The sequence below is a fragment of the Myroides sp. TSA_177.3 genome, assembly GCF_052691955.1.
Genome location: NZ_JBQZGD010000006.1, coordinates 123,875 through 149,808 on the forward strand (window position 1 = coordinate 123,875; position 25,934 = coordinate 149,808).

29 protein-coding genes are annotated in these 25,934 nt (G+C 36.2%); all 29 read right to left on the reverse strand.

Annotated elements, in window-relative coordinates:
• The 29 genes from ACUTSE_RS08165 to ACUTSE_RS08305 all read right to left on the reverse strand — a co-directional run bounded on the left by ACUTSE_RS08165 (window position 1) and on the right by ACUTSE_RS08305 (window position 25,931).
• The gene (locus ACUTSE_RS08165; RefSeq protein WP_445639851.1) at window positions 1-1,518 is read right to left on the reverse strand and encodes a phytoene desaturase family protein; all 1,518 of its coding nucleotides are present in this window, start codon (window positions 1,516-1,518) and stop codon (window positions 1-3) included.
• Window positions 1,508-5,185: a 1-acyl-sn-glycerol-3-phosphate acyltransferase gene (locus ACUTSE_RS08170; protein WP_445639852.1), complete on the reverse strand. Its 3,678-nt coding sequence runs from the start codon at window positions 5,183-5,185 to the stop codon at window positions 1,508-1,510. Before ACUTSE_RS08170 ends, ACUTSE_RS08165 begins: the two co-directional genes overlap by 11 nt.
• A gap of 2 nt (window positions 5,186-5,187) precedes the next feature.
• Window positions 5,188-6,378: a DUF2062 domain-containing protein gene (locus ACUTSE_RS08175; protein ID WP_445639853.1), complete on the reverse strand. Its 1,191-nt coding sequence runs from the start codon at window positions 6,376-6,378 to the stop codon at window positions 5,188-5,190.
• Window positions 6,379-6,389: 11 nt separating this feature from the next.
• Complete coding sequence (locus tag ACUTSE_RS08180) at window positions 6,390-6,872, reverse strand: hypothetical protein (RefSeq protein WP_002988573.1); 483 nt, start codon at window positions 6,870-6,872, stop codon at window positions 6,390-6,392.
• Window positions 6,873-6,879: 7 nt separating this feature from the next.
• A complete protein-coding gene (locus ACUTSE_RS08185; RefSeq protein WP_002988575.1) occupies window positions 6,880-7,245 on the reverse strand; it encodes a 3-hydroxyacyl-ACP dehydratase in 366 nt (121 codons plus the stop codon).
• A 160-nt stretch (window positions 7,246-7,405) separates the two neighbouring features.
• Window positions 7,406-8,020, reverse strand: coding sequence for an outer membrane beta-barrel protein (locus ACUTSE_RS08190; RefSeq protein WP_445639854.1), 615 nt, complete (start codon window positions 8,018-8,020; stop codon window positions 7,406-7,408).
• Between the two features lie 54 nt (window positions 8,021-8,074).
• Window positions 8,075-8,695, reverse strand: coding sequence for an outer membrane beta-barrel protein (locus ACUTSE_RS08195; protein WP_445639855.1), 621 nt, complete (start codon window positions 8,693-8,695; stop codon window positions 8,075-8,077).
• Window positions 8,696-8,705: 10 nt separating this feature from the next.
• Entirely contained in the window at window positions 8,706-9,323 is a 618-nt protein-coding gene (locus ACUTSE_RS08200) for a hypothetical protein (RefSeq protein ID WP_445639856.1), read from the reverse strand.
• Window positions 9,301-9,930, reverse strand: a complete 630-nt coding sequence (locus ACUTSE_RS08205) for an outer membrane lipoprotein carrier protein LolA (protein ID WP_445639857.1) — start codon at window positions 9,928-9,930, stop codon at window positions 9,301-9,303. The genes ACUTSE_RS08200 and ACUTSE_RS08205 overlap by 23 nt, the downstream gene beginning before the upstream one ends.
• Window positions 9,927-10,694: a polysaccharide deacetylase family protein gene (locus ACUTSE_RS08210; protein ID WP_445639858.1), complete on the reverse strand. Its 768-nt coding sequence runs from the start codon at window positions 10,692-10,694 to the stop codon at window positions 9,927-9,929. The genes ACUTSE_RS08205 and ACUTSE_RS08210 overlap by 4 nt, the downstream gene beginning before the upstream one ends.
• Window positions 10,688-11,674, reverse strand: a complete 987-nt coding sequence (locus ACUTSE_RS08215) for a beta-ketoacyl synthase N-terminal-like domain-containing protein (protein ID WP_445639859.1) — start codon at window positions 11,672-11,674, stop codon at window positions 10,688-10,690. Before ACUTSE_RS08215 ends, ACUTSE_RS08210 begins: the two co-directional genes overlap by 7 nt.
• 3 nt (window positions 11,675-11,677) lie before the next feature.
• Window positions 11,678-12,874 (reverse strand): beta-ketoacyl-[acyl-carrier-protein] synthase family protein, encoded by a 1,197-nt coding sequence (locus ACUTSE_RS08220; protein WP_445639860.1) that lies wholly within the window; start codon window positions 12,872-12,874, stop codon window positions 11,678-11,680.
• Between the two features lie 2 nt (window positions 12,875-12,876).
• Window positions 12,877-13,134 carry a phosphopantetheine-binding protein gene (locus tag ACUTSE_RS08225; protein WP_002988585.1) on the reverse strand — a complete coding sequence of 86 codons (258 nt, stop codon included), beginning with the start codon at window positions 13,132-13,134 and terminating at the stop codon, window positions 12,877-12,879.
• Between the two features lie 5 nt (window positions 13,135-13,139).
• Entirely contained in the window at window positions 13,140-13,760 is a 621-nt protein-coding gene (locus tag ACUTSE_RS08230; protein ID WP_445639861.1) for a 3-oxoacyl-ACP synthase, read from the reverse strand.
• Window positions 13,761-13,767: 7 nt separating this feature from the next.
• On the reverse strand, window positions 13,768-14,889 hold the full coding sequence (locus ACUTSE_RS08235; protein WP_445639862.1) for a beta-ketoacyl-[acyl-carrier-protein] synthase family protein: 1,122 nt from the start codon (window positions 14,887-14,889) through the stop codon (window positions 13,768-13,770).
• Window positions 14,886-15,338: an acyl-CoA thioesterase gene (locus ACUTSE_RS08240; RefSeq protein ID WP_002988595.1), complete on the reverse strand. Its 453-nt coding sequence runs from the start codon at window positions 15,336-15,338 to the stop codon at window positions 14,886-14,888. The genes ACUTSE_RS08235 and ACUTSE_RS08240 overlap by 4 nt, the downstream gene beginning before the upstream one ends.
• Window positions 15,313-16,590, reverse strand: coding sequence for an ABC transporter permease (locus ACUTSE_RS08245; RefSeq protein ID WP_445639863.1), 1,278 nt, complete (start codon window positions 16,588-16,590; stop codon window positions 15,313-15,315). Before ACUTSE_RS08245 ends, ACUTSE_RS08240 begins: the two co-directional genes overlap by 26 nt.
• Complete coding sequence (locus ACUTSE_RS08250; RefSeq protein ID WP_002988598.1) at window positions 16,583-17,335, reverse strand: ABC transporter ATP-binding protein; 753 nt, start codon at window positions 17,333-17,335, stop codon at window positions 16,583-16,585. Before ACUTSE_RS08250 ends, ACUTSE_RS08245 begins: the two co-directional genes overlap by 8 nt.
• On the reverse strand, window positions 17,335-18,330 hold the full coding sequence (locus tag ACUTSE_RS08255) for a BtrH N-terminal domain-containing protein (RefSeq protein ID WP_445639864.1): 996 nt from the start codon (window positions 18,328-18,330) through the stop codon (window positions 17,335-17,337). Before ACUTSE_RS08255 ends, ACUTSE_RS08250 begins: the two co-directional genes overlap by 1 nt.
• Window position 18,331: 1 nt before the next feature.
• Window positions 18,332-18,736: a hypothetical protein gene (locus ACUTSE_RS08260; RefSeq protein ID WP_445639865.1), complete on the reverse strand. Its 405-nt coding sequence runs from the start codon at window positions 18,734-18,736 to the stop codon at window positions 18,332-18,334.
• 2 nt (window positions 18,737-18,738) lie between these two features.
• Window positions 18,739-19,194: an ABC transporter permease gene (locus tag ACUTSE_RS08265; RefSeq protein ID WP_445639866.1), complete on the reverse strand. Its 456-nt coding sequence runs from the start codon at window positions 19,192-19,194 to the stop codon at window positions 18,739-18,741.
• Between the two features lie 6 nt (window positions 19,195-19,200).
• Window positions 19,201-19,635 carry a hypothetical protein gene (locus ACUTSE_RS08270; RefSeq protein ID WP_115092090.1) on the reverse strand — a complete coding sequence of 145 codons (435 nt, stop codon included), beginning with the start codon at window positions 19,633-19,635 and terminating at the stop codon, window positions 19,201-19,203.
• A 2-nt stretch (window positions 19,636-19,637) separates the two neighbouring features.
• Window positions 19,638-20,771 (reverse strand): beta-ketoacyl-ACP synthase III, encoded by a 1,134-nt coding sequence (locus ACUTSE_RS08275; RefSeq protein ID WP_445639867.1) that lies wholly within the window; start codon window positions 20,769-20,771, stop codon window positions 19,638-19,640.
• Window positions 20,772-20,776: 5 nt separating this feature from the next.
• Window positions 20,777-21,685, reverse strand: a complete 909-nt coding sequence (locus tag ACUTSE_RS08280) for a flavodoxin (RefSeq protein WP_445639868.1) — start codon at window positions 21,683-21,685, stop codon at window positions 20,777-20,779.
• Window positions 21,686-21,691: 6 nt separating this feature from the next.
• A complete protein-coding gene (locus tag ACUTSE_RS08285; RefSeq protein WP_445639869.1) occupies window positions 21,692-22,579 on the reverse strand; it encodes an LpxL/LpxP family acyltransferase in 888 nt (295 codons plus the stop codon).
• An 8-nt stretch (window positions 22,580-22,587) separates the two neighbouring features.
• On the reverse strand, window positions 22,588-22,836 hold the full coding sequence (locus tag ACUTSE_RS08290; RefSeq protein WP_445639870.1) for an acyl carrier protein: 249 nt from the start codon (window positions 22,834-22,836) through the stop codon (window positions 22,588-22,590).
• 7 nt (window positions 22,837-22,843) lie between these two features.
• Window positions 22,844-24,064 carry a beta-ketoacyl-[acyl-carrier-protein] synthase family protein gene (locus tag ACUTSE_RS08295; protein ID WP_259189272.1) on the reverse strand — a complete coding sequence of 407 codons (1,221 nt, stop codon included), beginning with the start codon at window positions 24,062-24,064 and terminating at the stop codon, window positions 22,844-22,846.
• A 9-nt stretch (window positions 24,065-24,073) separates the two neighbouring features.
• Entirely contained in the window at window positions 24,074-24,805 is a 732-nt protein-coding gene (gene fabG, locus ACUTSE_RS08300; protein WP_002988630.1) for a 3-oxoacyl-ACP reductase FabG, read from the reverse strand.
• A gap of 10 nt (window positions 24,806-24,815) precedes the next feature.
• Window positions 24,816-25,931, reverse strand: coding sequence for a WG repeat-containing protein (locus ACUTSE_RS08305; protein WP_445639871.1), 1,116 nt, complete (start codon window positions 25,929-25,931; stop codon window positions 24,816-24,818).
• Window positions 25,932-25,934: the final 3 nt, after the last annotated feature.

The following is a 25,934-nucleotide window of genomic DNA, read 5'->3' on the forward strand; positions in this document are numbered from 1 at the left end:
TCAATATTGATTTAATTTTTGCATTAAAATATCCCTATCAATCATTTCCATACAGGTTACATAGGCACCGATTGTTACCCCCATAATTCCGTGCATTCGCACATTTTGTCCACTGAAGAACAAGTTGCCTATTTTGGAGCGCGGTGAAATAAACGTTTTCATTGGGCTATTCGCATCCTTAATGAATCCATACATATTTCCCTTTTCTGATCCGATAAAATCGCGATAGGTTAGTGGAGTTGAGGTATATATTCCTTGGATAGCCTCACGAATTCCGGGGTATATTTTTTCGAGCTTTTGAATAATCAATTCTGCTTTTTCTGCTTTAAATTGCTCATACGATTCCTCTCGTTGTTTCAACGCTTTGATGGTGGATACATTATGGGTTTGTTCCCAAGGTTCTACTTCGGAAAAATCCATATAAGTCATTGCCGTCATGCTATCAGCGAACCTTTGTTCTGTCTTATTTGCATTCATCAAAGCCACAACTAAATTGGGCCAATTTGCCTTGCATTTTCCATTGGTATCCCAAATATCAGCTGTACTGTTATAATGGTAAATATTGTTGTTATAATAAGGGAATTGGTCTTTTTTAAAAACAATATACAGGGAAAAAACAGATGTTACTTCTTCCAAGCTCATGATGCGCTTGACAAAAGGTTTCGAAAAATGATTAGGCCCCACCATTCTAATGGTTTGTTTCAAATTGATATTGGAGATGAATTGTTCTCCTATAAAAACTTTGCCTTCTTTGGTTTTACAACTCGTAATTCGCTCTCCATCAAATTCAAAATCTACCACTTCTGTATTTTTATAAACCTCACCACCATATTGTTTTAATTCGGCAATGAGTAATTTACTAATTTGACTCCCGCCATTGATACAACGCCATGCACTTTGAATATACGAATTCACAGTCAACGCATGGACATAGAGTGGTGTTTTTTCTTTGTTGGCTACGTAGAGAAAATTAGACCCCACTAGTACCGCTTTTAAGCGTTCATTGGTTGTAATTTCATTTAGGAAATCATCTAATTTATAGGATACAATTTGATCGTTATAGCCAGTTCCTTGCTCTAAATTATACATGGGAAAACTATTGCAAATCGCTTGGATTTTCTCAATGTATTGACGCAAAGCTGGTTCTTCCTCTGGAAAATGAACCAATAATTGCTGTACAAAGTTTTCATATCCTTGTCCGTGAGGATACTGAATCATGTCGTCGCCAAAAGAAATCAAATCATACCCGTTGAGGTCCATTTGCTTCAATTTTAGCTTATCCATGATACCCAAGTAAGAAAAGTACTTGTATAAATTCTGTCCTTTCTCTAATCCTCCAATATAGTGTACGCCCGTATCGAAAATGGATTTCTCTCTTGAAAAAGTCTGTAGATTACCTCCATATTGGTTGTTTTTTTCCAATACGCATACTTTCTTGCCTTCTTTGGCAAGAATAACTGCAGAGGCCAATCCGCCAATTCCACTTCCAATAATGACTACATCATATTTATTTTCCATCGTGTACCTTATTCCAAACGACAACGTAGTTGTCTTCCGTTATTTTTGTAAATCCTTCATATGCTTCTAGCAGCACTCCTGCTTTTTTCAGTACAATGATAGTCTGATAATGCGTAATAAAATCAGTGGTTAACGCGGTGTTTGCACTACTCAGTAAGAGTGTATCACATTTACTTTGTACATCTAAAGTATCCCCGTAGTGGATCTTCCTTTTCTTAACAATATAAAGTGTATTGGCTACCTCGCGGTGTTCTTTATCTGCAATATAGCTGTATATTTTTCGCTTGCTTTGTTGCAAGGTCAGGAGCATATTCAATTGTCCATAATCATCCGCAATATGATGAATACCTCCTTCTGAAGGCAAGTGTTGATTTACTTCAAAGTAGAATTTACGGTATTCTTTATAATCCGCTTTGACTGCTTTCACTACATAAGGAAACTTATATAGATACGCCCAGAATACTTTTTTCTTAAAGTAGTCTACATCTTCTAGTTCTGTTCTTATTTGGGCAAATTCAGCTTTAAAATGCTTACTAATGGCTTTTGTTCGCTGTGCATAGGTAGTACCAAATGAAGCATCATTATGCGAAATTCGCTTGCCAACAGTGGCTATAATATGCCCATCGTAGATGATATAATCCCCTTTGGGTATAGTTTCTGAATTACCGTGAATATAAACCGGTACAACATCTAATTGCAGGGTTTCGGCTAAGAAAAAAGCACCTTTATGGAAGCGTTGCACCGCATTGGAATGCGAACGGGTACCTTCTGGAAAAATCATTAAAGAAAAGCCCATTTCTACTCTTTTCTTTAGGTGATCAATGCTGTTATCTACACCTTCAGAAACGCGATAAAAACCTGCGGACTGAATAGCCTTTCCGAAGATAGGGGATTTATACACCCAATCGTTGACAAGATATACTACATTAGGATAAACCATCCCCATCACTAACGAATCTAAAAAAGAGGTGTGATTGGCAATTATAATTGCTGGTTTTTCAAAGGTTTCCTTATGTGGGTTTCGCACTTTTTTACGCACAAGAGCATTCAAATACAAAACAGAGGTCATATACCAATGCATTCCCTTGCTGAACATACGCAATTTGGTTCGTTCTTTACCAGGGGCTACTAGTAGAAATACTTTAGACAGCATCGAATACAAAAATCCAAATACTCCAAAGTATAGGAAAGACACCATGCTGTGTAACAACAAACGCAACGTAATTGGCGAATTGCCTCTCTGTTGTCTGTTGACAAAACATATTTTAAACAGACGCGGATAAATGACAAAGGCATTGATTGCTGCAACACTCATTCCGATAATGGAAACAAAAGAAATTGATTTCAATGCAGGATGTTTTGCAAATACCAATGTTCCAACGGCTAATAAAGTAGTCAATACGGCTAAAATAATAGAAGCACGATAGGTTGGCATACTTTCTTCTCCTGTGGTATATTCTTTCTGCAGGGCATTGGTAATGAAAATAGTAAAATCAACACCTTGTCCAAAAATAATGGTACACACGATGGTACTAAAAATATTGAATTCAATATGGAATAACCCCATCAATCCCGCTGTGATTAAACCCGTAACGACAATGGGAATCATAGAGACAATAACCAATTCAATTCTTCTAAAGAACAGCCATAAGATAGCAAATACTGCTAAAAAGGAATAATTGACTAAGTCATTAAAATCGTTGACAATATTCCCTAAAAATGTTTCATTCATTTCTTTTCGATCAATCACAATAAAATGATCAGAAGAAGGAAATTGTTCCATGAAAGCTTGTCTGTGTTCTTCTGGTAATTTGACTACCGTGCTGAGGGTATAATGTCCATTTTTCTCGATTAAAAACTCATCTATAATCTGTGGATTTAAGTCGGAATAGTCTTTAATTCCAATGGGTTCAAACTTGTTATTCAACAAGGCAAAAAAGGGCTGATATGCTGTTTCGTTAAAACCGTATTTTGCTCCTTCGTATTTGAATTGTTCAATGAATTGGTTGGCCTTCTTTTTTGACCAGAAATGCTCCCATTGGGCAATTTTGGCACGTTGTTGTTGGGTTGATAATACAAAATCACCCAAAGAACTAAAGTGTAAAATCTCTCCTTTCGCTTTGGCTTGTTCCAATTGCTTCGCCAATGCTACATTTTGCTCCACGACTTGTTCGATATCCTCTCCAAAACACGTTAAATACAGTGATTTTGAGCCACTGTCAACCGTTGATTCTAGTTTTTGTTCCGCTTGTTTTAATTCTTCTGGGAAGTAATTCAACGAAGACAAATCGCTATTAAATTTGACGTTTTTAAACGTAAATAGACTGATAAGTATGATCAATCCACATAGCCCAAGCAATACTTTGCTTTGATCAAAAGGAAAGTGAGCTATTGTATCTAAAAGAGAACTTGACTGATTGAGTCTGTCTTTCGCTGAAGGTTTATATAAGTGCGGAATCAATAAAAGTGAGATGATTCCAGCTCCCATTACCGTAATGGATGCAAAAACACCTAAATCTCTCAATGCTTCAGAGTGTACAAAAACCAAGCATAAGAAGGCAATAGCTGTTGTAGAGGCACTCATCATAATAGGATTTGTAATTTCTTGATATAGCACTTTAATATCATTGCAATGTTTGTAATGCGTCATGATATGCAGGGCATAGTCAATAGTAATTCCAATTAATATCGCACCAATACTCAAGGAAATAGCCGAGATAGCATCTGTCATAAAATACAAAAAGAACAAGGCAACTAGCGCGCTAATAAAAGTGGGAATAAAGAGAATAACAGGAATTGTTATTCGTCTATAAAAAGCAATGAGCAAAAGCATCAAAACAGTGATGGAGATTGCTACAGTTTGCTGAATATCGCTTTTAATTTGCGTTGCATTGGCAACGGCTACAAAAGAAGCACCAAAATAATCTATCGTAACTTGCTCTTGTTTGTAGTTAAATTCTTCTTTTATTCCGTTTAAAAAGGCTATAAAATCGGTATTGTGTGCGGTATCACTCCCACTGTAAACGGGATCAATAAACAACAACAATTTATCCTCTTCTTTGTTGAATAAAAAACCATCGATTAATTGAAACCCATCACCAATATTTAGTTTTTGCAATTTCTTTAAGGCGATAAAACCTATGCCAAAAGGGTCCTTTTGAATGAATTGCTTGGCGACTAAACTCGTTGGTGAAACTAAGGTTTTATAGTTTGCTTCTACGGTTTGAGCAACACTGTCTAGCTGTATTTTTTGTTCTAATTCTTGATAATCCGCTTCATCTAGAAATAAAGGCAAATTTTGGTAGACAAAAGCAATGGTTTCATTGATATTTTCATCCTCTATTTTACCTTGAATATGTTTAATATAGGCTTCTTTTGTTGCTAAAGTGTCAAACAAATGGGATGCTAATTCAACCATATCATCAGTTGTACCTCCTTTTTGTTTTTCAATGATGACGGTAATCTTATCCGAGAAGCGCAATTGTTCCAATACTTTTGCAGTTACATTGGACTTCTCGCTTTTGGGTAATATACGCGTAATATCTTCTTCAAATTTAATATTCCATGCTCCAAAGGCCATACAGCTGATAAACAGCACAACGCTGATGAAAAATAATAGTTTATTTTTCTCCCCCCATTGATATATTTTATAAAACCAATTTGCCATTTTTAATTTTTCTGTTTTTGAGCGATTGAGATTAAAAAGAAACTGATGGATCCCAAACAAAAGCTAGTCATCACAGCGAGTGCAAAGCTACCTAAAATATATTGCCATAAATGCTCTGATATGGCCGCAAAGCTGTATTCGCTTATCAAAATATGCTGACTGCCATGCGGAACCATGTAATAGCCTAATTGCAGCGAGGCATAGACAATAAGGGGAATCATTGGAGGTATACTGACATTGGAGAAAGCAAACGCTAAAACCTTATTCAATCGAAACGTAATCGCTAAAAATATCGCGAGGAAAGAGTGTAATCCCCAAAGTGGAGATAACCCTATAAAGGTCCCCAATCCAATCGACAACGCTTTGACTGAAGCCGTATCATTACTTCCTAGAATATCTTCTGTTATAAAGGCTTTAAAGCTTTTTTTTTTGAAGCTACGGAGAAAGTTTCTAGGGATGATGTACAGCAACGTAATACAAACCAATAGGGTATTTAGAATACTGATTCGAGTAAAATCTTTGAAAGGTCTAAAGTGAGACACTCGTTCACTGCTGTCGTATAAAACTTGTACGGGTACATTTTTTACCTCAACATCATTCCAAGCTGCTCGAACAATTACTTCTATTTCAAATTCAAACTTGCGCGTGTAATACTTTTTCGCCAACTTATTTAAAGGATACAAACGATATCCTGATTGTGTATCTGAAAGAGATATTCCCGTCTCAAACCAAAACCAAAAGTTAGAAAATTTATTGCCGAAACTACTTTTTTTAGGAACACCATCTTGATTCATATTTCTTGAACCAATCAACAATAATTCTTTATTTTTTGATTCTTCTAGCGCATCAACAAAAACAGGAATATCAGAAGGGTAGTGTTGCCCATCAGAATCAATAGTAATCGCATAAGAGTATCCTAAGGCTTGTGCTTGTGCAAATCCTATTCGCAAGGCATTTCCTTTTCCACGGTTTTCAGGGAGGTGAATAAGCGTAATTTGGTGCTGATATGCATCTAAAATAAGAGCTGTTTCAGCTGTAGAACCATCATTGACAACAATAACATCAGTTGTATACGCTAACACGCCATCTAAAACACGTTGTAACGTTTTATGGTTATTATAAGTGGGGATTAAGATGCAAATACCCCATTCTTTTAGCTTAGTCGTATAGGTTGCAAGATTTTGTGTTGTCATCGTTGTGCTTGTTAAAGCAATTTATTCCGGTCATCAGCAGTAAAGGCTTTCGATTGTTCAGCATAGGATTTAATCCACTTTTTCAATGCTGTTGTTTGTTGGCTGTACTGCTTGATAAGCATATTTTTATCACTGTCAATATTCTTGTAATATCCTACAATTTTGGGTGTATTCTCTTGGATAATTAAGCGAACCAATCGAAATTCAACATTTGCAGGTTCTTTTTCGATCGCTGCTTCAATCAGTAAAGCGCCTTCCTTTACCAAATCCTTTTTTACTTTGATTTTCTTTTCAAATTTAGCCAAAGTAACCAAGGCAGCTCCTTTATAAAGTGTAGCTGATTCATCTGTTGTCTTAATCGTCAATGCTTTTTCATAAAAAGCTTGTGCTTGTTCAGCAGACAGACTCGCTTGCTGAAAACTCTTACTTAAATCAGTTGTTGAAACTTGAAAAAAGCTAATAAAACTGACGAACCAAATCAAAGCTACCTTCATATTTTATCTATTTTTGAGTGTATACACTGCTCATTTTGAGCGCTATTGTATCTTGAAAGCTAATACTGCTTTTCACCTTTATCAGGTCTTCTTTTTCTTCTACTGAGAAATTCACTACCAAAGTATGATCTACTTGTGGATTAATCAGCGTCATGAATTTCACATTTGATACTTGTTGCATGAAAAGCGTTTTGCTCGTTATTTCTTCCACCAATTCTTTGATAATCTGTATCATACAGACTCCAGGCATTACTGGATTATCTGGAAAATGTCCTTCAAACACAGCATGATCTTTATTCAACTCAATATTAGCTTGATATCCAGTTTCTACATTTTGAATTGAAAGTACACGATAAAAATCCTTTATCAACATAAAATATCAGATTGCATTTTTAATTTCACAAAACTAATTAAAAAATACATATAGTTATGGAAAAACCGTTCGTATTGATGTAAATGGTTTTAACATTACAATATGCAAACAAAAAACTCTCTATCAATTAAGAAAGAGAGTCCTATTTTTAGCCTTTTGTTTAGAAGGTAAATGTCAATCCAATTTGGAAACTTGAGTTAAAACTGTCGTTATCGTACCAATAGTTGTCCCAGAAGTATTCATCTTTATCTACCACGCGAATAACACCTTGTCTCCATCTTGCTTCTACACCCAGTTGTTCTGTAAGTTGATACCCCACTCCTAAATTCAGCGTTAAATCGCCATAAAAGTCTGTTTTACTTCTTCCTTGTGTCATGATTGCCAATCCTGGACCAACATGAACATTGAATTTATTAAAACGGAATTTATTAATTACGTTGATATCTATGTAAGCCAAGTTTACATCTTCTGATTGTGCATAGTTATTTTCATTATGCCAACTGTTATTCCAACTAGAATTCCTAATGTATTCTAAATTGGCATTTTTAGCCCCTTGCATGGTATAATTCAACTCCGGTTGTAGCGTATAAAACTTCGCTATGTGAATTGGAAATTGTAAACCCACATAAAAACCTGCTTTATAATCAGCATCCGCATTGGAGATAGTTGATAAACTTAATCCACCTCTAATTCCAGGGGTAAATTTTTTTTGTGCATAAGAACTAGCTGTAATCCCAACAGCTAGACAAGAAATGAATAGTAATTTTTTAATCATAATTTATAGGTTATTTCGTTTTATTAATAAGGGAAGGTAATTATATTCCTACCTTTAAAAGGTAAAAGTCGCACCAACTTGAAAAGTTGAGTTTAAAACATCATCTCCTTGTCTTTTATAATAATTATTTTGGTTCCAATATCCATAATCATCTACAATAGAAAGTAACCCTGTTCTCCATCTTGCTTCTATTTCTAATCGCTCTGTAACTTTATACCCAGCTCCAAAATTGAGGGTTAAATCAACATTTGCATCTGTATATTTACTTCCTTCCAATAAAAAGGCTAAACCAGGACCAATATGTAAATTGAATTTTTTAAATCGAAATTTATTGATAACATTCACATCAATATACGACAAATCCACTGTAGTCGTTCCAGCACTCTTCGTATGAGAATTACTCCAAGAAAATGTTTCACCACCATAGAAATTTGCATTTTTTGCTCCTTGCCGTGTGTAGTTTAATTCGGGTTGTAGAGAATAAAACGAAGACAAGTGAATCGGAAGTTGTACTCCAATATAAAAATCCGCTTTATAATCTGATTCAATACTCGTCAACGTGGATAAACTAATCCCACCTCTAACTCCAGGTGTAAACCATTTTCTCTTTTGTGCATAAGAACTAAAAGTAATCCCTACAGCTAGACAAGAAATGAATAGTAATTTTTTAATCATACGTTATATATTAGTTTTCTAATGGTGTTAGCTGAATTTCTAAAGGGAAGTTTTCGTGTTTTATTTCCAATACTTCTCCTTCTTTTGTTGCATAGCTAAATACAATTTTTGGTTTTCTGGCATTTGCCGCAATTACGGTTGTAACATCTTCTTGTTGATTGACTACCACAAAGGTTTTTTTCTTTTTGTATGTTCCGCTATAAACTGTTGTATTGTCTTGTGTTGCTTTAGCCTTCAATGCATAGGTATCTTCCACTAAATAGCTAAAATCTTTAGCTAAAAAATTGAGAATTATCTTTTTATCTAGATCTGGCATTACATAATTAATGGCATAAGGCTTGTCTTTGTAAATCGAGAAATCGAAGAGGGTATTTCCGAAATCAGAAGTCAAAACAACACGGTGTACTTGTTCATCCATGCGCTTGACCACTAATAATCCGCTCACTTCTTTTTTGAAGATTTGAATATGAGCGCGAAAGATGTGTTCTTCACCAATGGTAGCAAAATAGTTATTGACTACTGTATACGTGCCTTTTGTGTAGTCTTCTTTATTTGCAACAGGACCATGGTAGCTCTTACAAGAAGACAACAAAACAACAACTAAACTAGTTAGTAAAAGCCTTTTCATCTAATTTGCTATTTATTTTTTTATTGCTGAATATAATACGGGTATAATCTGCTGATGGTTCAATCAATTTCACCTCTGAAACGGTGTTCTGTCCTTCGTCAAAATACAGAACAATCTCACTGATGTATTGGGCAATTTCCTTACTTAGCGGAACTAATTTAGCAATACGTCTGTTTTTATTCTTAAAATACGTAATGGTAAATTCCTTTTCATCAAACATATTGCCGCTGATACTTCCAACAATCAGGGTGTTGATTTTGGCAAACTTTTTATTGTTTCCAATATCTATTTTATTCTTTTTCCCTTGATCGTTAATGGTTATTTTATTATCTGCAAAGGCAATGCTATAAGCGAAAGGGCTGGTGTATTTCCAAAGTAATTTATTGGGAATACTCAATTGCATTTGTCCTTTCGATTCAATTTCTTTGGACATGAAACTCATGTTTTTGTACTGTACAAAATCGGTCGAAAGGGTTTTTATATCTTTAGTCGTGCTGACAACTTCCTTTTTGAATGTGCTTTTTTCATCACTTGTCATGGCTTTTTCTTGGCTAAACCCTGTAAGAGTTGTTCCCAGTAATAAAGCGGTAAAGATTAATTTTTTCATTGTTTTCCTTCGTTTAAGAACTCTACTAAATTAACTATTTTATACTTCTCTTGCCGCAATTGTTTTAAAAGTCTTGCTAAGGCCTTTACTGATCGCTCACTTGTATCGTGTAGGAGTACAATCGTTTGTTTGTCTATTCGCTTGTAAATGCGGTTATAGATTGCTTTTTCATCCTCAATCACAGTATCTAGTGAACGATTACTCCAACCAATCACCCGATGTTTGGTTTGACAAAGTGCTTTTGCAATATGTGGATTGGTAATTCCAAAAGGTGGTCGATAAAAAGGCGTTTGGATGTGGAGAAACTCCTGCATCACGGCATCGCATTTTTGTATTTCTTCTTTGACTTTTGCTGTGGATAGAAATCCCATGGTATTGGGATGTGAATAGCTGTGATTGCCAATTGTGTGCCCTTCGGCAAGGATTCGTTGTGCAATAGCTGGATGTTGTTCGATTTGTTTACCAATACAAAAAAAAGTGGCTTTCGCTTGATATTGCTGCAACAAATCCAATACTTCCAATGTATGTAGCGTAGGCCCATCATCAAAGGTGAGGGCAATAGTTTTGGGTTGAGGATTTGGGCTTTTAAAGACTACGGGAATAAAGAATCCCAAACGGATATCAAAAACACCCCAACTAAATAACCCGATAAAAAATAGCAGTCCTGGTAGCAACCACACAAGAGATAGGCTATTATTTACTATCAAATAAAGCGCTACAACTATGTATACAACGGTTAGACCAAGGACTATTTTTCTCAACATCTTTTCAGCAATATAAAACTGTAATCTTTGTTCTGAAATTGATTGTAAAGGAGAATATAATGGATTCCCTCTTCTTTTTTCATTCGCTCAGCAGCTAACAATAAGCCAAAAGACGAAGCTGTATGATGGTGCCCTACATATTCTTTATACGTTACAATTTCCTCTTGATTCCATGTGTTATATACCTCATCGAAGTAATGTTGATCTACAGGTAAATCACAACTTCCAACAAAGACAAGATCGATATCTTTAGCAGTCAGGCTATTTTGTTTCAAAAAGTCCGCTAAACTGGTTTCTGTTTTTGTATTGCTGATGTGTATATCAACCAATTCAGCATAACTCGTTGCGGTCTTTTGTTGATCCAATACAACAAAAGTAGCTCCTTCGCCTGTATTAATTCCCTTTTCAAAAACTGTATCAGCCGTATTGACTAATTCAGCCGCTTGCTGATTGAGTATGGTTGTTTTTCCTACTTCATCAATACCGCCTATTAACGCATTGTCTACTTCTTCTGCTTTAATTTGCAAGAATCCATCGAGTAATGCTGATTCAAAGGAACTGTTTTGATGAACATAGGTAAAATTATATCCTTTACACCCTAAATGCAGAGCAATTTGCCCGCCAACAGTATTATGTGTAGATTGAATGAAAGACGTAGGGGTCAAATAACTTTCGTTATTTTCTAATAACAATTCTAAGAATTTCTCTGAATCCACTAAACATCCTAAACCCGTTCCAGTAATAATAGCTTGTGGAACGTCAACCTGGGCTTCTTCTAAAGCAAAATGAGCCGTATAAATTCCCATTTTCACTCCTTTTGCCATTCTTCTTACCATAGCAGGAGCAATCAAATCTTTATACGAAGGTTGATGAGCTTCATTTGCCCCTTGCTCAATTTTTTTGAGTGATTCAACAGTAAAATTACGGGTTTGTTCTTGGATTGAAATAGAGGATACCCCATTGATATATACCTTTTTCATCTGTTATGCTTTAGTAAAAATAATCGTTGAACAATTTCCTCCAAATCCAAAAGAATTAGACATAACTGCCTGAATTGGTTTATGTAATGTTTCTTTTTGTGGTACAAGCGTTAACTCTTCCATGGGTGTGGAATGGTTCAAATTAGCAAAGACCACATTGTGTTGTAGGGATAAAATACTGTAAACCGCTTCAATAGCACCTGCTGCTGCTAATGTATGTCCTGTAAAAGGTTTAGTAGAGCTAAATACAGGAGCTTGAGATCCAAAAATACGCTGAATCGCTCTTCCTTCTGATAAATCATTATTTGGTGTTGCTGTTCCATGTGCATTGATGTAGTCAATATCTTGTTTTTCCAGATTTGCCATTGTCAGTGCTTTTTGCATGGCTAAAAACGCTCCTTCACCATCCTCCGAAGAAGCCGTTTGATGGTAAGCATCGTTGGCATTCCCGTACCCAGCAACCACACCTAAAATCGCTTGATTTCGCGCAAGGGCAATATCTTCTCGTTCTAAAACGAGATAAGCTGCTGCTTCACCTAAATTCAAGCCTTTTCGATGTTGATCAAAAGGTGTATTATCTGTATCAGATAGAATCATTAAGGTATTAAAACCATTTACGGTAAACTTGGATAAAGCATCCGTTCCGCCTACAATCACGCGATCTAATTTTCCAGCTTTAATCATACGACAGCCCATCATCAAGGCATTCGCTGCAGAAGAACAAGCTGTACTGATTGTTGAAACATAGCCTTGTAATCCTAAGTAATCAGCTATTTTCTCTGTTGAATCTCCAGCTTCTTGACTGGATACGTATTTTCGAACTGCAGCATCGGTTTGGAAGGATTGATAATATTGTTCAATAAAATCCATTCCACCCACCGAAGTAGAAGATATTAATCCTGTACGAACAGCATTAATATCTTGTATATCGGCTTGCTCTACCGCTTGTTTTGCTGCGTAAACACCTAACAAAGCCGTTCTCGTATAGTTATTGTCTTCGGGTATATGTAGTCGTTGAATCAATTCTTTTGTAGTGCTTTTGACTTCACCTACTTTGATATTGTCTTTGTGAATGGAATCAAACAACGTTAAAGTCCCTACACCTACTTGATGCGAGAGTAAAGCACGATAATTTTCTTCAACGGTTTGACCAATTGCAGAAATGATTCCCATACCCGTAATGACTATACGATTTTGCATATTTATTTTGTTCTATTTGCTGAAATATACGCTGCCATTGTTTCAATCGATTGAAAAATAGCTCTTCCTTCTTTCGGATCACTTAATTTGATTCCGTAGTCTTTGTCCATCAATACGATTAATTCTAATGCATCAATCGAATCCAATCCTAATCCGTCTCCAAATAGTGGATCTGTATCTTGAATATCGTTGATTTCGATGTCTTCAAGATTTAAAACGTCAATAATTTTCGTTTTTAATTCTGTTTTTAAATTTTCCATTTCAGTTAAAATAAATGCTTAATACTTTCTATTGTATGAGGTACTTGTCCTTGTTTTTCAACAGTGTACAAGACCAATTGATATTCTCCATTTAAATAATCAACCCAACCGCATACTGCTTTTGCTGCGCGCTTCGTTTGCAGGGCATAGGTTGCATAGTTATGCATCATTGCCGTATCGTAGGTTGGTGACATAAAAAAGGCATTTTCCCCTTGTAAGCGGTGTCTAATGCTTATTTCCGCCAAGCAAATATTCGCTAAGGTATAAACGAATACAGCTGGACTAGGGTAACAGGCTTCTGGATCAGCAATGGATGCGCTGTGTTTTAAATCTGTATCCAAGCTCGAAGTTGAATTACTCAAAAAGAGCGCAGTATCATAGGAAGGTTGTTCCATAGCTGCTGATTTCAACACCATTTCTGCACCAATAAAAGCCAATTTACTCAACATATCCATTTTAAAAAACTTAGGATATTCCATTGTTTTTTCTTTGTATATGCGCTTTAAGAATAGGGCTAAATCCGCAGACTCCTCTACTTGTGCCGTAAAAATGACTTCGCCATTTACGACTACTTTTCCCGCCTTAATTGTGCAATAATCTGTGATATAAAAAGTTTCTTCCTTCATCTTCTACCTACTTTTTACTGAGTATTAATGCTGTATTTGATCCTCCAAACCCCGATGCCGTTTTCAAGGCTATTTGCAAAGGTTGACTTTCTTTTTCAGTCGTGATATTCACGGTTCTTGACACGCCTAATTGCTCAAATCCCTTGGATACAATTAATTCATTGTGTCTCATACTTTGCATGAGCATCACCACTTCTAACAACCCAGCAGCGCCTAAAGTATGACCAAAATATCCCTTTTGACTATGGATGGGTTTATGCGCTAATCCCAAACGGTCAAAAGCAATAGCTTCCATTTCATCATTATAGGCCGTAGCCGTACCATGTGCACAAATACAGTCGATTTGATCTACAGTGACTTGTGCTTCATTTAGAGCTTGTTGTATGCTTAAAAATAACCCTTCTCCTGTACGGGAAGGTCCAGAGATGTGATTCGCATCTGCAATAGACGCTTCACCCATGATTTCAAATGATTCGCCTTTTACCGCTGTTGTGCTGAGGTAAACGGCTGCGGTTGCTTCGCCAAGAGTTACTCCTTTTCGATGTGCATCAAAGGGTTTACAAGGTTCCTCACTCATTGCTTGAAAGCTAGTAAAGCCTGAAACAACAAAAGGTGTTAATTCATCTCCTGCCAAAACATAAGCATCATCGAATTGTTCCATCTGAATTAGTCGTTTGGCAACAGCAATGGCTAAAATACCCGAAACACATGCATTACAAACGACAATCGGTTGGGAAGTAAATCCAAAAAAATCAGCAACACGTTGTGTTGCTAGATTGATATCCGCTTCTTCCAATTCTCCTTCTGCTAAAGCAGCAATATTTCCTTTTGTTGTAGAAACAATCAAAGCGGTTTTAGCTGTAATCGCTTCTTGATGTAGGATCGGTTTTAGTGTACTGATTAACAAGCGTTCAAAACGGGTAAATGCCGTTATATCTCCACCAAAGGTTTCTTCTTGTTCGGCAATCCATGCATCGGCAATTTGCCCTGCATAAAAATCAGTCATAACCCCTAATCGGTCAATTTTTCTAATTCCTGATTGCTGTTGTTGTATTGCTTTCCAATTTTGACTTTGACCAAATCCAATTGAACTGAAACACTCTGCTTTATTGATATAAACCTTTCTCATGCCTCTGTCAATCCTAATTTAGCTTTCCATTCTTCATAGAAAGGCGGTATTGCTAACGACAAGTTATTAGCTTGATCTAGGAAAACTTGTGTTGTTTCCCCTGTACAAACCACTTGGTCTTGTTCGTTTAAAATCTTAAATCTAAATATAATTTTTGCAGCAGGACTTGCTACATAGGTGGCTTGAATACGAATAACATCTCCGTATTTCAATGTTAGTTTATGCGCACAAGAAGAGGCTACAATTGGCGTTACATACCCCGCTTGTAACATATCTAAATAGGAAATGCCATATTTTCTGCCAAAGGCTTCTCTTGCATCTTCAAAATACACTAAATAGTTACCATGCCAGACAATTCCAAGAGCATCTGTTTCGTTGAATCGAACTCTAGTTTCTACCTCAACGGTAAGTTCGGAAACTTCTTTATAAAGATCTTTTTTTCTTATCATAAAACAACGCTATTGAGATCATTACTAAAGCAAACAAAAGTAGCAAAATAATCTCATTTCTAATTTCCCATAAACTGCCTTGTCTAAGCAAAAGGGTATAGTACCCTTCCAATCCCCAATTCATCGGTGATATTTTAGCAATATACTGCATGAGGGTAGGCATCGCAAAAGTTGGTACCCAAACGCCACTCACAGCTGCTAGGATAACAACAAAAGTTGCCCCAAAAGGAGAGGATTGTTCTTGTGTTCGAGCGATTGTCCCAAAAACAACCCCCAATGAGATGGCAGATAAACCAATACACAAGGTCAATACACTTAGATTAAACAATTGACTACCAATTGTAAAAGGTAACAAACCTAAGGAAGGAAAAACAAATTTTCCCACCCCTAAAATCAAATAAAATTGCAACAAGCAAATCACGAGATACGTTATAATTTTGCCTGTCCAAAGTATGCCCATACCAGTTGGAACGGTATACAATCTCACTTTAGTTCCTTGATTTTTTTCTTTGACTAAGTTCATAGCAAAAGGCACAATAATGAAGAAAATAGCAAATAAAGACCAAGCGGGTACATTGTGTTGTACTGCATTCGGTTTTACTTCATTATGTAAATCAAGGGGAGATATTTCTTTAAAAGCAAAAAGTGCTTCTTGTTTCAATAATGTACTGTTACTGTCTAAGTCTAATTGGGAAGCAAAGGCTCCATAGATAAACTTATTTTCAGTTTGTGTTACTATCCGATCAATGGCTGCTTTTATGCCTTCTTTATATGCAATTTGCAAAGCTGGATCAAAATATAAGACCACTTCTTTTTGCTTAAATAACGGTTTTTCTTTCGGTTGTTCCACAGCATCACCTAATTGGAGTACTTCTTCTACATTCGCCGTAATATAGCTTTGAATCTCTTGTGTCAACTGTTTTGGAATCACAATGGCTAATTGGTAATCGCCTTTTAAAACAGCATTTGCTGCTCGTTCTTCCGTCAAGGGTTCTCCATGTAAGCTGGTGATTATTTCAAAGCTTCCCAATGCATGAACCTCATCAAAGATTGCTTGAGAAACTTCGTCTTTATCTTGATCAATAACCAATAATTTCAATCGTTGATTGGTTATATTTTCATACGTATTATTTTGAATTAAAGTCACTACAATGACCAAAAACACAGGCATAATGAATAGAACCGCTAAACCACCTAAATCTCTAGCTAACAGTTTCACCTCTTTGCGGATTGTCATGAGTAATTTATACATTGTCCTTCAAATTTATACCGGTTAACTGCAAAAACGCTTCTTCTAAATTTGCCGTTTGCGTTTGTGCCATCAAAGCTTCACTTGTTCCCAACGCAAATACTTTTCCTGTATTGATAATGGCAATAGACGTACACAACTCCTGTACTTCATGCAAATGATGAGAGGTATAGATAATTGTTGTTCCCTTGGCATTGAGTTCTTTCAAAAAGGAAACAATCAACAAGCGAGATTGTAAATCAACCCCAACAGTTGGTTCGTCTAAGAAAAGAATAGCAGGTTCATGTAAAATACCAGCAATGAGATTTACTCGTCTTTTCATTCCACCTGAAAAGGTGTCAATTTTTTTATGTGCAAAAGCTTCTAAACCTAAATAGGCTAAATAGTATTGAACTTTTTGTTTGAGTTCTTTTCCTTTTAACCCATACATACTCCCTAAGAACATTAAATTTTCATGCGCGGAAAGGGTAGGATAGAGGGCATATTCTTGTGGAACAACCCCAATAATACGCTTGATTTCTTTTTCGTTTTGTTGGTAGGTTTTTCCTTCAATTTGCAACAAACCCGAAGTAGGCTTTATCAATCCATACAGCATGGATAATAATGTTGTTTTACCCGCTCCATTTGGGCCTAATACACCAATAAAATCCCCTTTGTGAATTTGCAAGGAAACATCTTCAATAGAAAAGAAATCCGCTCCTTTATATTGTTTGTATAATCGTTGTATGTCAATGACAATGTCTTTCATTACAAGGCTTTTTTGAGCTTTTTAAAGAATTGTTCTTCTCTATCTGCTAAAACTTGAAGTTCTTTCGATAAACTAACGTACACATCATCCCCGTTTTTGCGCTTTTTATACACACGGGCCGCATTTACGGCAAAATCTCTCCATGCATCGCCTATGGATGTCATTTCAGTTGCAAACTCGTTTAAAACGGGCTTATTGATCTTTTTAGCCGCTTCTTGAAGAAAAGCTGCATAGATAAAACGGAACCCACCGCCACCTGTTCCAATTTCCTCTTGCATACGCACCATTTGTGCTAAAAAGTGATTGGCTTTAGGTACACCGTGTTTTTTGGGCCATTTCACAATAGCTTTGGCAACCATACGCATACCGCGTACACCAACAATAGGCACAGGAGCAAGCATATCATTACACGTTTTTTTAATAGCTTTGACAATGGCTTTTTCCCAATCCAATTGTTGAGGAATGGCAATAGGGTAATAAATCTGACCTTTGGGTGCAAAAGCTCCTTGAGCAAATCGCACTTTTTCCAGTTCACTAGGCGTTAATTCTGTGGTTGTAGCCATGACAGGGTCACTCACCAAAAAGTTAGCCTCATTTTTGCCATAAACAACAAGATTATGCGCATTAAAATGAAAGCGATATTCTTCGGGAAAATAGGGTAGGTGATAAACACCTACTTGCAGACCACAAGGAATTCCCTGTGCAATCTTTGCTTCGAGTTCGCGTTGTGCTTTTTGTTTATCGTTGAATTTTATGCGTTTTATTTTTAATCCCAAACGCTTTGCTAAACGATTAAAAATTAATCCAGGCATTGGTCTATAACTAATGGCTGGGGCATGATTTACTTTGATAAAGGGCAAGTAAACAAAAAACAAACCTGACCCAATGCCAAAAGCCATGGGTTCACTGATTTGAATACCTTGGTTACTTAATAAATTTGAAGCTACGCCATTTTCACAATGGGCAGACTGTTTGTGTACAAAATCTATCTTCATCTTATTTGCCGCTAAATGCTTTTAATTCCGCTACGGAAATATCAAAGGCATCAGCATATTTTTGTAGTACTTTCGTACTTAATTTTTTAAAAACATGAGGTTTGAAGTGTCGCTTTACGCGCCATCTCCAAAGCGAAACATAAGCACTTAACGTAGGTAAATCCATGCGATTTACTTCCATAAAGTACACGATAGGACTAACTAAACCATCTGCTACTTGTGCTTTAGCTTCTTGTACGCGGGCATTGATTCCCTCTAACGTTGCTTCTTGCACGATAGTTTTGGTCTCCCAACCTGAGCTAAGCGCCGTGACATATTCTCCTTTTTCGTTTACGGCATAACACAATTCTTGAATGTCATTATTCTGTAAACTACTTTTATCTTGTGGTACTTCAGACTCTTTCATAACTATTGTTTTTGTAAGAAAAGGTTGACCTCTGCTCTCAATAAAGTTTGGGTCTCTATGCGAGTAATCACCTCAATCAAGCAAATTGAAAAATCATCTCCATCCATACGAGAAATTAGCTTGCCTTCGGTAAAAAGAACATCGTTAACTTGGGGTAATCCCAAGATTTCGACTTTTTTCATGGCACTAATAAATCCCAGTACGTTGACATTTAAACGTTCTTGGTGATTCTCATCAAAAAAGAACGTTTGCCCGACAATTGCAGAACAGGTTTGAGCTGCATTTTCCATTAATCCAGCTTCACAAAGTCTCTTATTTTCTACAAAAATATTGTCTTCTGTCACTCTAAATCGGGTAGCAACACTATCGGCATTGATTGCTGTAATTATATCTACCATCAGCATTGGAGCGCGATGTGGCAAATAATTTTGTATTTCAATTACTTTAGTATTGACCATAAGAAATTAAGATTGTGCCAGAACTGTTTTCATTTGTCCTGTTGCTATTACGATATCATTACAAGTTGTAGTCAATTCTACCAGGGTAACCCCCATAAACTCGTGTAAAATTTGAGCTCTTGTGATGAGTTGATCTCCCACTTTAGGCAATTGAGTAATTTCTATCTTTTTTATCGATCCAATATAGCCTGTTGGTGCAGCTTTATCTTTTAAATAATAAGCATAACCTGTATGCAACGCTACCGCCTGTGCCATATGCTCAATAATACCTGGTTCTTGCATGTATTCATTGGCCACACAAAGGTTATCCTTTTGAATAGACAAACCTGCTTCAATAAAATCATCTCCAAATTGATATAACGCATCAACCATAACAATAGGTGCACGTTGAGGAATTAAAGTTCCCACCAATTCTTTTGCTATCAATTCTTTTTTTTGCATAACTAAACTACTTTTAAATAGGCGTACGCATACGAAAATCGCCCACTTTCAGGAACAGACAATAAAATGCGGTCTCCTGATTTTAACTGACCTGAATTCATCAATTCTTCAAACATCAAATAGATGGAAGCAGAACCCACATTTCCTACGTGTTTTAGATTCATAAACCATTTGTCTTTGGTAATTTCAATTCCCGCTTCGGCAAATTTGGTATATAAACCATCCACAAAGTAATGAGAAGATACATGAGGTAAAAAATAATCAATATCATCTACTGTGATCTTGTTTTTTTCCAAGGTAGCTTTCATACTTTCAACCCCTTTATCTAAAATATTTTCGTTTAATATTTTGACGTCTTGTTTCAAAGAGAATACAGATTCCGTTAGCCATTCCTGTGCTGCATAATCACTCCATGGCTTAATACTTCCATCTGCTAATTTATCTCCACCAGCATACATGCAAGCTTCTAATTCAAAAGCATACGAATAATAATCCATCCACAAGATCTCAACAGATCTTTCTCCTCTTGGTTGATTTTCCAATAAGAAAGCTCCACATCCATCGGACAGCATCCAACGTAAAAAGTCCTTTTTAAACGCAATAATAGGAGTTTCCTCTAAGCATTTTAAATTCGCTACTTCCTCTTCAAACTTCTCAGATTTCATCCAAGTTGATACGCGTTCAGAACCCGTACAAACTGCATTTGCTGCTGTATCTGCTTTGATTGATAAAAATCCAAATTTCAAGGCGTTCATTCCTGAACAACACACACCAGAGGAAGAATTCAATTCTAACGACTTCGTTTTCATTAATCCGTGTACCATAGCTGCGTGTGACGGCAATAAACTATCGGGTGTTGAAGTTCCACAGGATAGTACTTCAATTTGGGATAATGCAAAATGAGAATCACATAAAGCTTGAATGGCTTCAAACGTCAATTGCGCATTTGTATGTGTTATTTTTCCTTGTTTTGTCAGCGCGTAATATCGCGTCTGAATTCCGTTATTTCTCAACACAATTCGACGTGCTTTAGACGCTTGTTGATCTATTTTTCCCAATACTTCTTCCATTTCATCATTGGAAACAGGTGAATTGGGTAAAAATTTTGCGGCTCTGGTTATAAAAACTCTTCCCATAACGTTTACTTTATTCCTTGAAAATACACTTTATCGCGTTGGATTTTCTTGTATTTCAAAGGATACAAAAGGATATGAATTAAATGTACAATTGGTGAAATCAACCAAATAGCAATGAATAAATACACATTGAAACACTTTAATAAAAAAGGTCTTCGTTGTGGGCTACTTTTCAAAATCAATGAAGACCAAATCCCAAATAGTCGATTGGCTTTTCGATCCATTGACACCAAAAAATGGCGTACTTCTACTGCATCTTGTTGAATTAACTCTTCTTGTAATCCTTGATAATTAGTACTATATAAATATTTTCTTATTGTATCGCCAAATCGCTTACTTGCCAAAATTTCTTCTGGTGTAATACCTGGCTTTGGTAATATTCCATAAACCTTGCGTTGTTTTCCGGAGAACATCCAGTCAACAATCGTAATTACGCTTACTAAATTAATATTTCTATCCACAAGTGCAATATTGCCAACCAATATACCGGATACGGCTTGAATTTGCTTTTTCAATTTTTCTTGTGCCATGATCCACATGTTTCGACTTCCACTAACTGTTACCACAGGTGTATGGGCTAGCAGTTGTTTTGCATAATCGCTTTTCATGAAAGAATTAATAGGGATAGAAGGCGTTAAATACCATACTTGGTAACCAAGTATAACTAAATCGTATGTAGCAGTTAAAGTAGCCTCAGAAGGCGCTATAAGGGGTTGTTCTATTTGTTTGAACGATTCTGGAAAGGCATCAAAGAAAGCTGCTTTCTTCCAAGGAAAAGCATATGGCTTCTCCATTTCAATATCATACCACGTTACATCAATAGCTTCATCCTGAACGAGAGGACTCACCAATTGATCTAATACCCGCTTTAACTGTCCGGATTGACTATAGTAAATAACTAATACACGCTTCATCGTCTTTTATTTAGTTTGGGATGGTTTTTCCCAAAAGTCGTAATAATTGAACCATTGTAAGGGATATTTTTTTACTATTTGCTCTACGCTAGAACAATACGATTGGAGCAGGTGTTGCGCATCGCGGTGTTTGACTTCTGCCCGTCGAGTATATAAATGATAGTGTAAATTTTGCTCTTTCATTACATATACATAGGCAACAGGCACTTTCATACGCGATGCTATACTGAAGGGACCAGCAGGAAATACAGCTGATTCACCTAAAAATTCTTCCTGTAAGGTTTTACTGCCAGGGAAAAATCGATCCCCAGTAAAACAAATGATTTCATTATTTGACAAACAAGTATTAATCTCAAAAATATGAGACATATCCTCTCTCACAATAATAAAATTCAAATTCGTTTTAATCGAAATTTGATCGAAATACGCTTTGATAAACGTGTGTTCGCGATCCGTTGTGACCAAATTAATTTGGCAATCAAAATCAATATCAGCAAAGAAATATTCAGCAACTTCAAAATTACCTACATGGGCGCTAATTAAAATAGCACCTTTTTTTTCCGCTAGTAATTCTTTTAGAATTTCAATACCGTCAAAATCATAGGTAAATCGATTTCGCAATCCGATAGAAATTGCTGTTTTATCAATTAGTACCTGACCAAATCTAAAATAGCTGGCATACATCATGACTATCGATTTCAATACTGAAAATCGATGTCTACGATGAAGATAATAATAAAGGGCTTTATTAGACTTCCAAGCGGTACTAAAATAGTAAAAAGCTACAAATATCAGAACACTATAAGCCGTTCTAATACCGAGCTTTTTTATACATAAAACGAAAATTTTATACCCGAGTAAATTACCTTTAGATTTTCCTTGCCATTGAGCCATTGGTCATCTTACTTTTGTGTAATCTTGCGTTCAATTAAATCATAGAAATCTTGAAAAGTAACAATAGTTGTAAAATCAGCTTCGACTAATTTAACGCCGAAATTTGATTCAATTAACACCACCAAATCAACATAATCTAAACTATCTAAATTTAAGCTTTCTCTTAAATTATTTTCAGCTTCAATTACCTCTTGATCTACTTCAAACTCCTCAACTAAAATTTGATTAATTTTTTCAAAAATCTCTTTATTATCCATGTATCAACTATATTTTTTTAACTATAAGGGCAGAATTTGTACCCCCAAATCCGAAAGAATTGGACAAATATATATCAAATTTTTTATCTAACGTTTTTTTAACAATATTAAGTCTATTGGAGTCTTCGTCTCCGACTTCAAAGTTTTTATTTGGACTAATAAAATCAGCATTCATCATCAAGGTCGAATAAACCACTTCACTTGCCCCCGCCATCCAGCATTCGTGTCCTGTTAAGGACTTCGTTGAGGTAACTTGTGGCATACTATCCTTGAATACCTCATAAATAGCTTTGGCTTCATTAGCATCCCCTAATGGGGTAGAAGTTGCATGCGCATTGATATAGCCTACTTCATCCACAGCAATACCAGCATTTTCAATAGCTCTACGCATTGCAGTAGCTGGACCAACTACATTTGGTGTTGAAATATGCCCTCCATTAGACGAAAAGCCATATCCAATTACTTCTGCAATAATAGGTGCTCCACGCTCCATGGCAGACTCATAGCTCTCTAAAATCAACGTTGCACCTCCACCACTAGGAACCAGTCCATTTCTATTGGCATCAAAAGGGCGAGAAGCTTGAGCAGGATCTACTCCTTCTTCGGCAAATACACCTAATCCATCAAAACTGGCCATTGCAAAAGGATTGATTTCCTGTGCCCCGCCACATATAACAATATCTTGCATCCCGCTTTTAATCATAGCAAATCCTAAACCTACGGCATGAGATCCACTTGCACAAGCGGCACTAATTGTCATATTAACTCCTCTTAATTTGAAAATGGTCGATAAATTCATCGTTACTGTAGAATTCATCGACTTAAAGATCGCACCAGAACCAATTAAAGCGGTATCTTTTTTATCTCTAAAGATATCCGTTGCTTCAATTACGGCTTTAGAGACGCTATCATTACCATATAAAATTCCGACTTCGCGTTGTTCTAAAAAGTCCATACTGATTTGTGCATTCTTCAAAGCTTCCATCGTAGCCACATAAGCATACTCTGTTTCTTCTCCAACAGAAAGCCTCTGTCTGCGATTTAAATCTGCTTTTAAATCAGGACGGGGTACCATACCAGTAAAAGCAGAACGAAACCCCATTTCATGTCGTTGTTCATCGTATATGATTCCAGATTTTCCTTCATACAATGATGTTTTTACCTCGTCGAGATTCAATCCTAAACAAGAGTAAATGCCCATTCCTGTAATAACAACTCTTCTTTCCATCAAGCGTACTTATGAATAAATTCCACCATTGATATTAATCACTTCACCTGTAATATAGCCTGCTTTATCCGAAGTTAAAAAACCTACTAAATCTGCTACTTCTTCTGTTTTACCAAATCGATTCGCAGGAATTAATTTCACTAATTCTGCTGCATCTAAATTGGCAGTCATATCGGTCTCAATAAACCCAGGTGCAACTGCATTTACTGTAATATTTCGCTTCGCAACTTCTTGTGCTAGTGCTTTTGTCGCACCAACAATGGCAGCCTTTGCTGCTGAATAATTGGTTTGTCCTGGTGTTCCCTTCATTCCTGAAACAGATACCATATTGACAATGCGTCCATATCTATTTCTCAACATCTTTTGAATGAAAAACTGTGTCACATTATAAAAGCCATTTAGACTCGTTTGAATAACTGTATTCCAATCTTCATAAGACATCCACATAAACAATCCATCTCGTGTAACTCCAGCGTTATTTATAACAACTTCTACTATAGCTGTTGGATTATTTTCAACCCACTTCGATAAAACCTCCGTTACCTCTTCATTTTTACTTACATCAAATCGAAGTATCTCTCCAGTTGCTCCTAATTGTTCAACTTCACGCAACGTTTCCAACGCTTTTTCTTCGTTAGATTGATAATTAATCAAAATGTGATAGTTCTTTTCTTGTGCTAAACGCAAGCAAATCGCTTTACCAATTCCTCTAGACCCACCAGTTACAATCGCGGTTTTCATTCGTTCTATTTTAATTATATAATTCTACATTTTTATACCATTTGCCTGTAAATAGATTTCCATTTACATCCAAAAAGCCCCATTTTTTATTGTATTTGACGCGGATTAATCCCTCGTAAAATCCTTTGTTCTTTGCTTGAGGTGCGAATAAATGCGCATTAATTTTATATTGCGCAGGAATTACAATTTTTCCTGTTCTATCAATAAAGCCCCATTCTTGTAATTTTACTCCTGCCAAACCATCTTCAGTAAAAGATAAAGCATTTTCAAAGGTAAATGCTATTTTTTGTGCTCCTTTTTCATCTATATACCCCCAATATCCATTTTGTCGTGCAGCTATCATTCCTTCATTCAATGGACCTAAATTATCGTACTTCAAGGGAAGAACAACTTCTCCTTTATCATTAATGATTCCAAACTTTTTTCCTTGTTTGACAATAATGAAATCTGGGTTTGTACTATTGATAACATCATCAACAAAAGGAATAGCTACTAATGTTCCTTCCTTCCATAAAAATAGCTGACCTTCTTGTTTTACCCACGTTAATCCATTTTCATATTTACCTACGCTTTGATAGATAGGCGCAATGATTTCTTTTCCTTGATAATCGATGATTCCCCATCTTTTATCTAGCGCTACTGACGTATAATCCGTAGTAAATCGTTTGATTACATCGTATTTTGGGGTTAAAACAATCGTTCCTTGACTATCAATCAAGCCTACTTTTTTCTCTACTCTATAGATAGATGCTCCTTTGTAAAAACGATACTGTCTTGCATCAATTGTCGGATCTAAGCTTAATCTTTTTCCTTTTTTATCAATATAGAACCAGTCTTTATCAACTTTCACTAAAGCCAAACCTGAATTAAAATCCTTTGCTTCATCAAAGGTCGGTTTAACCACCCAATTACCTTGGCGGTCAATATATCCCCATAAAGCACCATCACTAACACAAGCTAAATCCTCCGCAAAAGAATTGGCTCCAACATATTTTGGAGCAATGGCATATTCACCCTCCTTATTCAAATAACCAAAGAGTTTATTCTCTCTGACTAAGGCTAATTCTTGAGCTTGTACTAGACCAGTACCCAAAAGCAGCAATAAAACAAGATAAATACGCACCATAAT

Bases quoted from the DNA above. Each gene is read 5' to 3' on its own strand.
- ACUTSE_RS08165 (WP_445639851.1), bottom strand. From the start codon at position 1,518: ATGGAAAATAAATATGATGTAGTCATTATTGGAAGTGGAATTGGCGGA.
- ACUTSE_RS08170 (WP_445639852.1), bottom strand. From the start codon at position 5,185: ATGGCAAATTGGTTTTATAAAATATATCAATGGGGGGAGAAAAATAAA.
- ACUTSE_RS08175 (WP_445639853.1), bottom strand. From the start codon at position 6,378: ATGACAACACAAAATCTTGCAACCTATACGACTAAGCTAAAAGAATGG.
- ACUTSE_RS08180 (WP_002988573.1), bottom strand. From the start codon at position 6,872: ATGAAGGTAGCTTTGATTTGGTTCGTCAGTTTTATTAGCTTTTTTCAA.
- ACUTSE_RS08185 (WP_002988575.1), bottom strand. From the start codon at position 7,245: ATGTTGATAAAGGATTTTTATCGTGTACTTTCAATTCAAAATGTAGAA.
- ACUTSE_RS08190 (WP_445639854.1), bottom strand. From the start codon at position 8,020: ATGATTAAAAAATTACTATTCATTTCTTGTCTAGCTGTTGGGATTACA.
- ACUTSE_RS08195 (WP_445639855.1), bottom strand. From the start codon at position 8,695: ATGATTAAAAAATTACTATTCATTTCTTGTCTAGCTGTAGGGATTACT.
- ACUTSE_RS08200 (WP_445639856.1), bottom strand. From the start codon at position 9,323: ATGAAAAGGCTTTTACTAACTAGTTTAGTTGTTGTTTTGTTGTCTTCT.
- ACUTSE_RS08205 (WP_445639857.1), bottom strand. From the start codon at position 9,930: ATGAAAAAATTAATCTTTACCGCTTTATTACTGGGAACAACTCTTACA.
- ACUTSE_RS08210 (WP_445639858.1), bottom strand. From the start codon at position 10,694: ATGTTGAGAAAAATAGTCCTTGGTCTAACCGTTGTATACATAGTTGTA.
- ACUTSE_RS08215 (WP_445639859.1), bottom strand. From the start codon at position 11,674: ATGAAAAAGGTATATATCAATGGGGTATCCTCTATTTCAATCCAAGAA.
- ACUTSE_RS08220 (WP_445639860.1), bottom strand. From the start codon at position 12,874: ATGCAAAATCGTATAGTCATTACGGGTATGGGAATCATTTCTGCAATT.
- ACUTSE_RS08225 (WP_002988585.1), bottom strand. From the start codon at position 13,134: ATGGAAAATTTAAAAACAGAATTAAAAACGAAAATTATTGACGTTTTA.
- ACUTSE_RS08230 (WP_445639861.1), bottom strand. From the start codon at position 13,760: ATGAAGGAAGAAACTTTTTATATCACAGATTATTGCACAATTAAGGCG.
- ACUTSE_RS08235 (WP_445639862.1), bottom strand. From the start codon at position 14,889: ATGAGAAAGGTTTATATCAATAAAGCAGAGTGTTTCAGTTCAATTGGA.
- ACUTSE_RS08240 (WP_002988595.1), bottom strand. From the start codon at position 15,338: ATGATAAGAAAAAAAGATCTTTATAAAGAAGTTTCCGAACTTACCGTT.
- ACUTSE_RS08245 (WP_445639863.1), bottom strand. From the start codon at position 16,590: ATGTATAAATTACTCATGACAATCCGCAAAGAGGTGAAACTGTTAGCT.
- ACUTSE_RS08250 (WP_002988598.1), bottom strand. From the start codon at position 17,335: ATGAAAGACATTGTCATTGACATACAACGATTATACAAACAATATAAA.
- ACUTSE_RS08255 (WP_445639864.1), bottom strand. From the start codon at position 18,330: ATGAAGATAGATTTTGTACACAAACAGTCTGCCCATTGTGAAAATGGC.
- ACUTSE_RS08260 (WP_445639865.1), bottom strand. From the start codon at position 18,736: ATGAAAGAGTCTGAAGTACCACAAGATAAAAGTAGTTTACAGAATAAT.
- ACUTSE_RS08265 (WP_445639866.1), bottom strand. From the start codon at position 19,194: ATGGTCAATACTAAAGTAATTGAAATACAAAATTATTTGCCACATCGC.
- ACUTSE_RS08270 (WP_115092090.1), bottom strand. From the start codon at position 19,635: ATGCAAAAAAAAGAATTGATAGCAAAAGAATTGGTGGGAACTTTAATT.
- ACUTSE_RS08275 (WP_445639867.1), bottom strand. From the start codon at position 20,771: ATGGGAAGAGTTTTTATAACCAGAGCCGCAAAATTTTTACCCAATTCA.
- ACUTSE_RS08280 (WP_445639868.1), bottom strand. From the start codon at position 21,685: ATGAAGCGTGTATTAGTTATTTACTATAGTCAATCCGGACAGTTAAAG.
- ACUTSE_RS08285 (WP_445639869.1), bottom strand. From the start codon at position 22,579: ATGGCTCAATGGCAAGGAAAATCTAAAGGTAATTTACTCGGGTATAAA.
- ACUTSE_RS08290 (WP_445639870.1), bottom strand. From the start codon at position 22,836: ATGGATAATAAAGAGATTTTTGAAAAAATTAATCAAATTTTAGTTGAG.
- ACUTSE_RS08295 (WP_259189272.1), bottom strand. From the start codon at position 24,064: ATGGAAAGAAGAGTTGTTATTACAGGAATGGGCATTTACTCTTGTTTA.
- fabG (WP_002988630.1), bottom strand. From the start codon at position 24,805: ATGAAAACCGCGATTGTAACTGGTGGGTCTAGAGGAATTGGTAAAGCG.
- ACUTSE_RS08305 (WP_445639871.1), bottom strand. From the start codon at position 25,931: ATGGTGCGTATTTATCTTGTTTTATTGCTGCTTTTGGGTACTGGTCTA.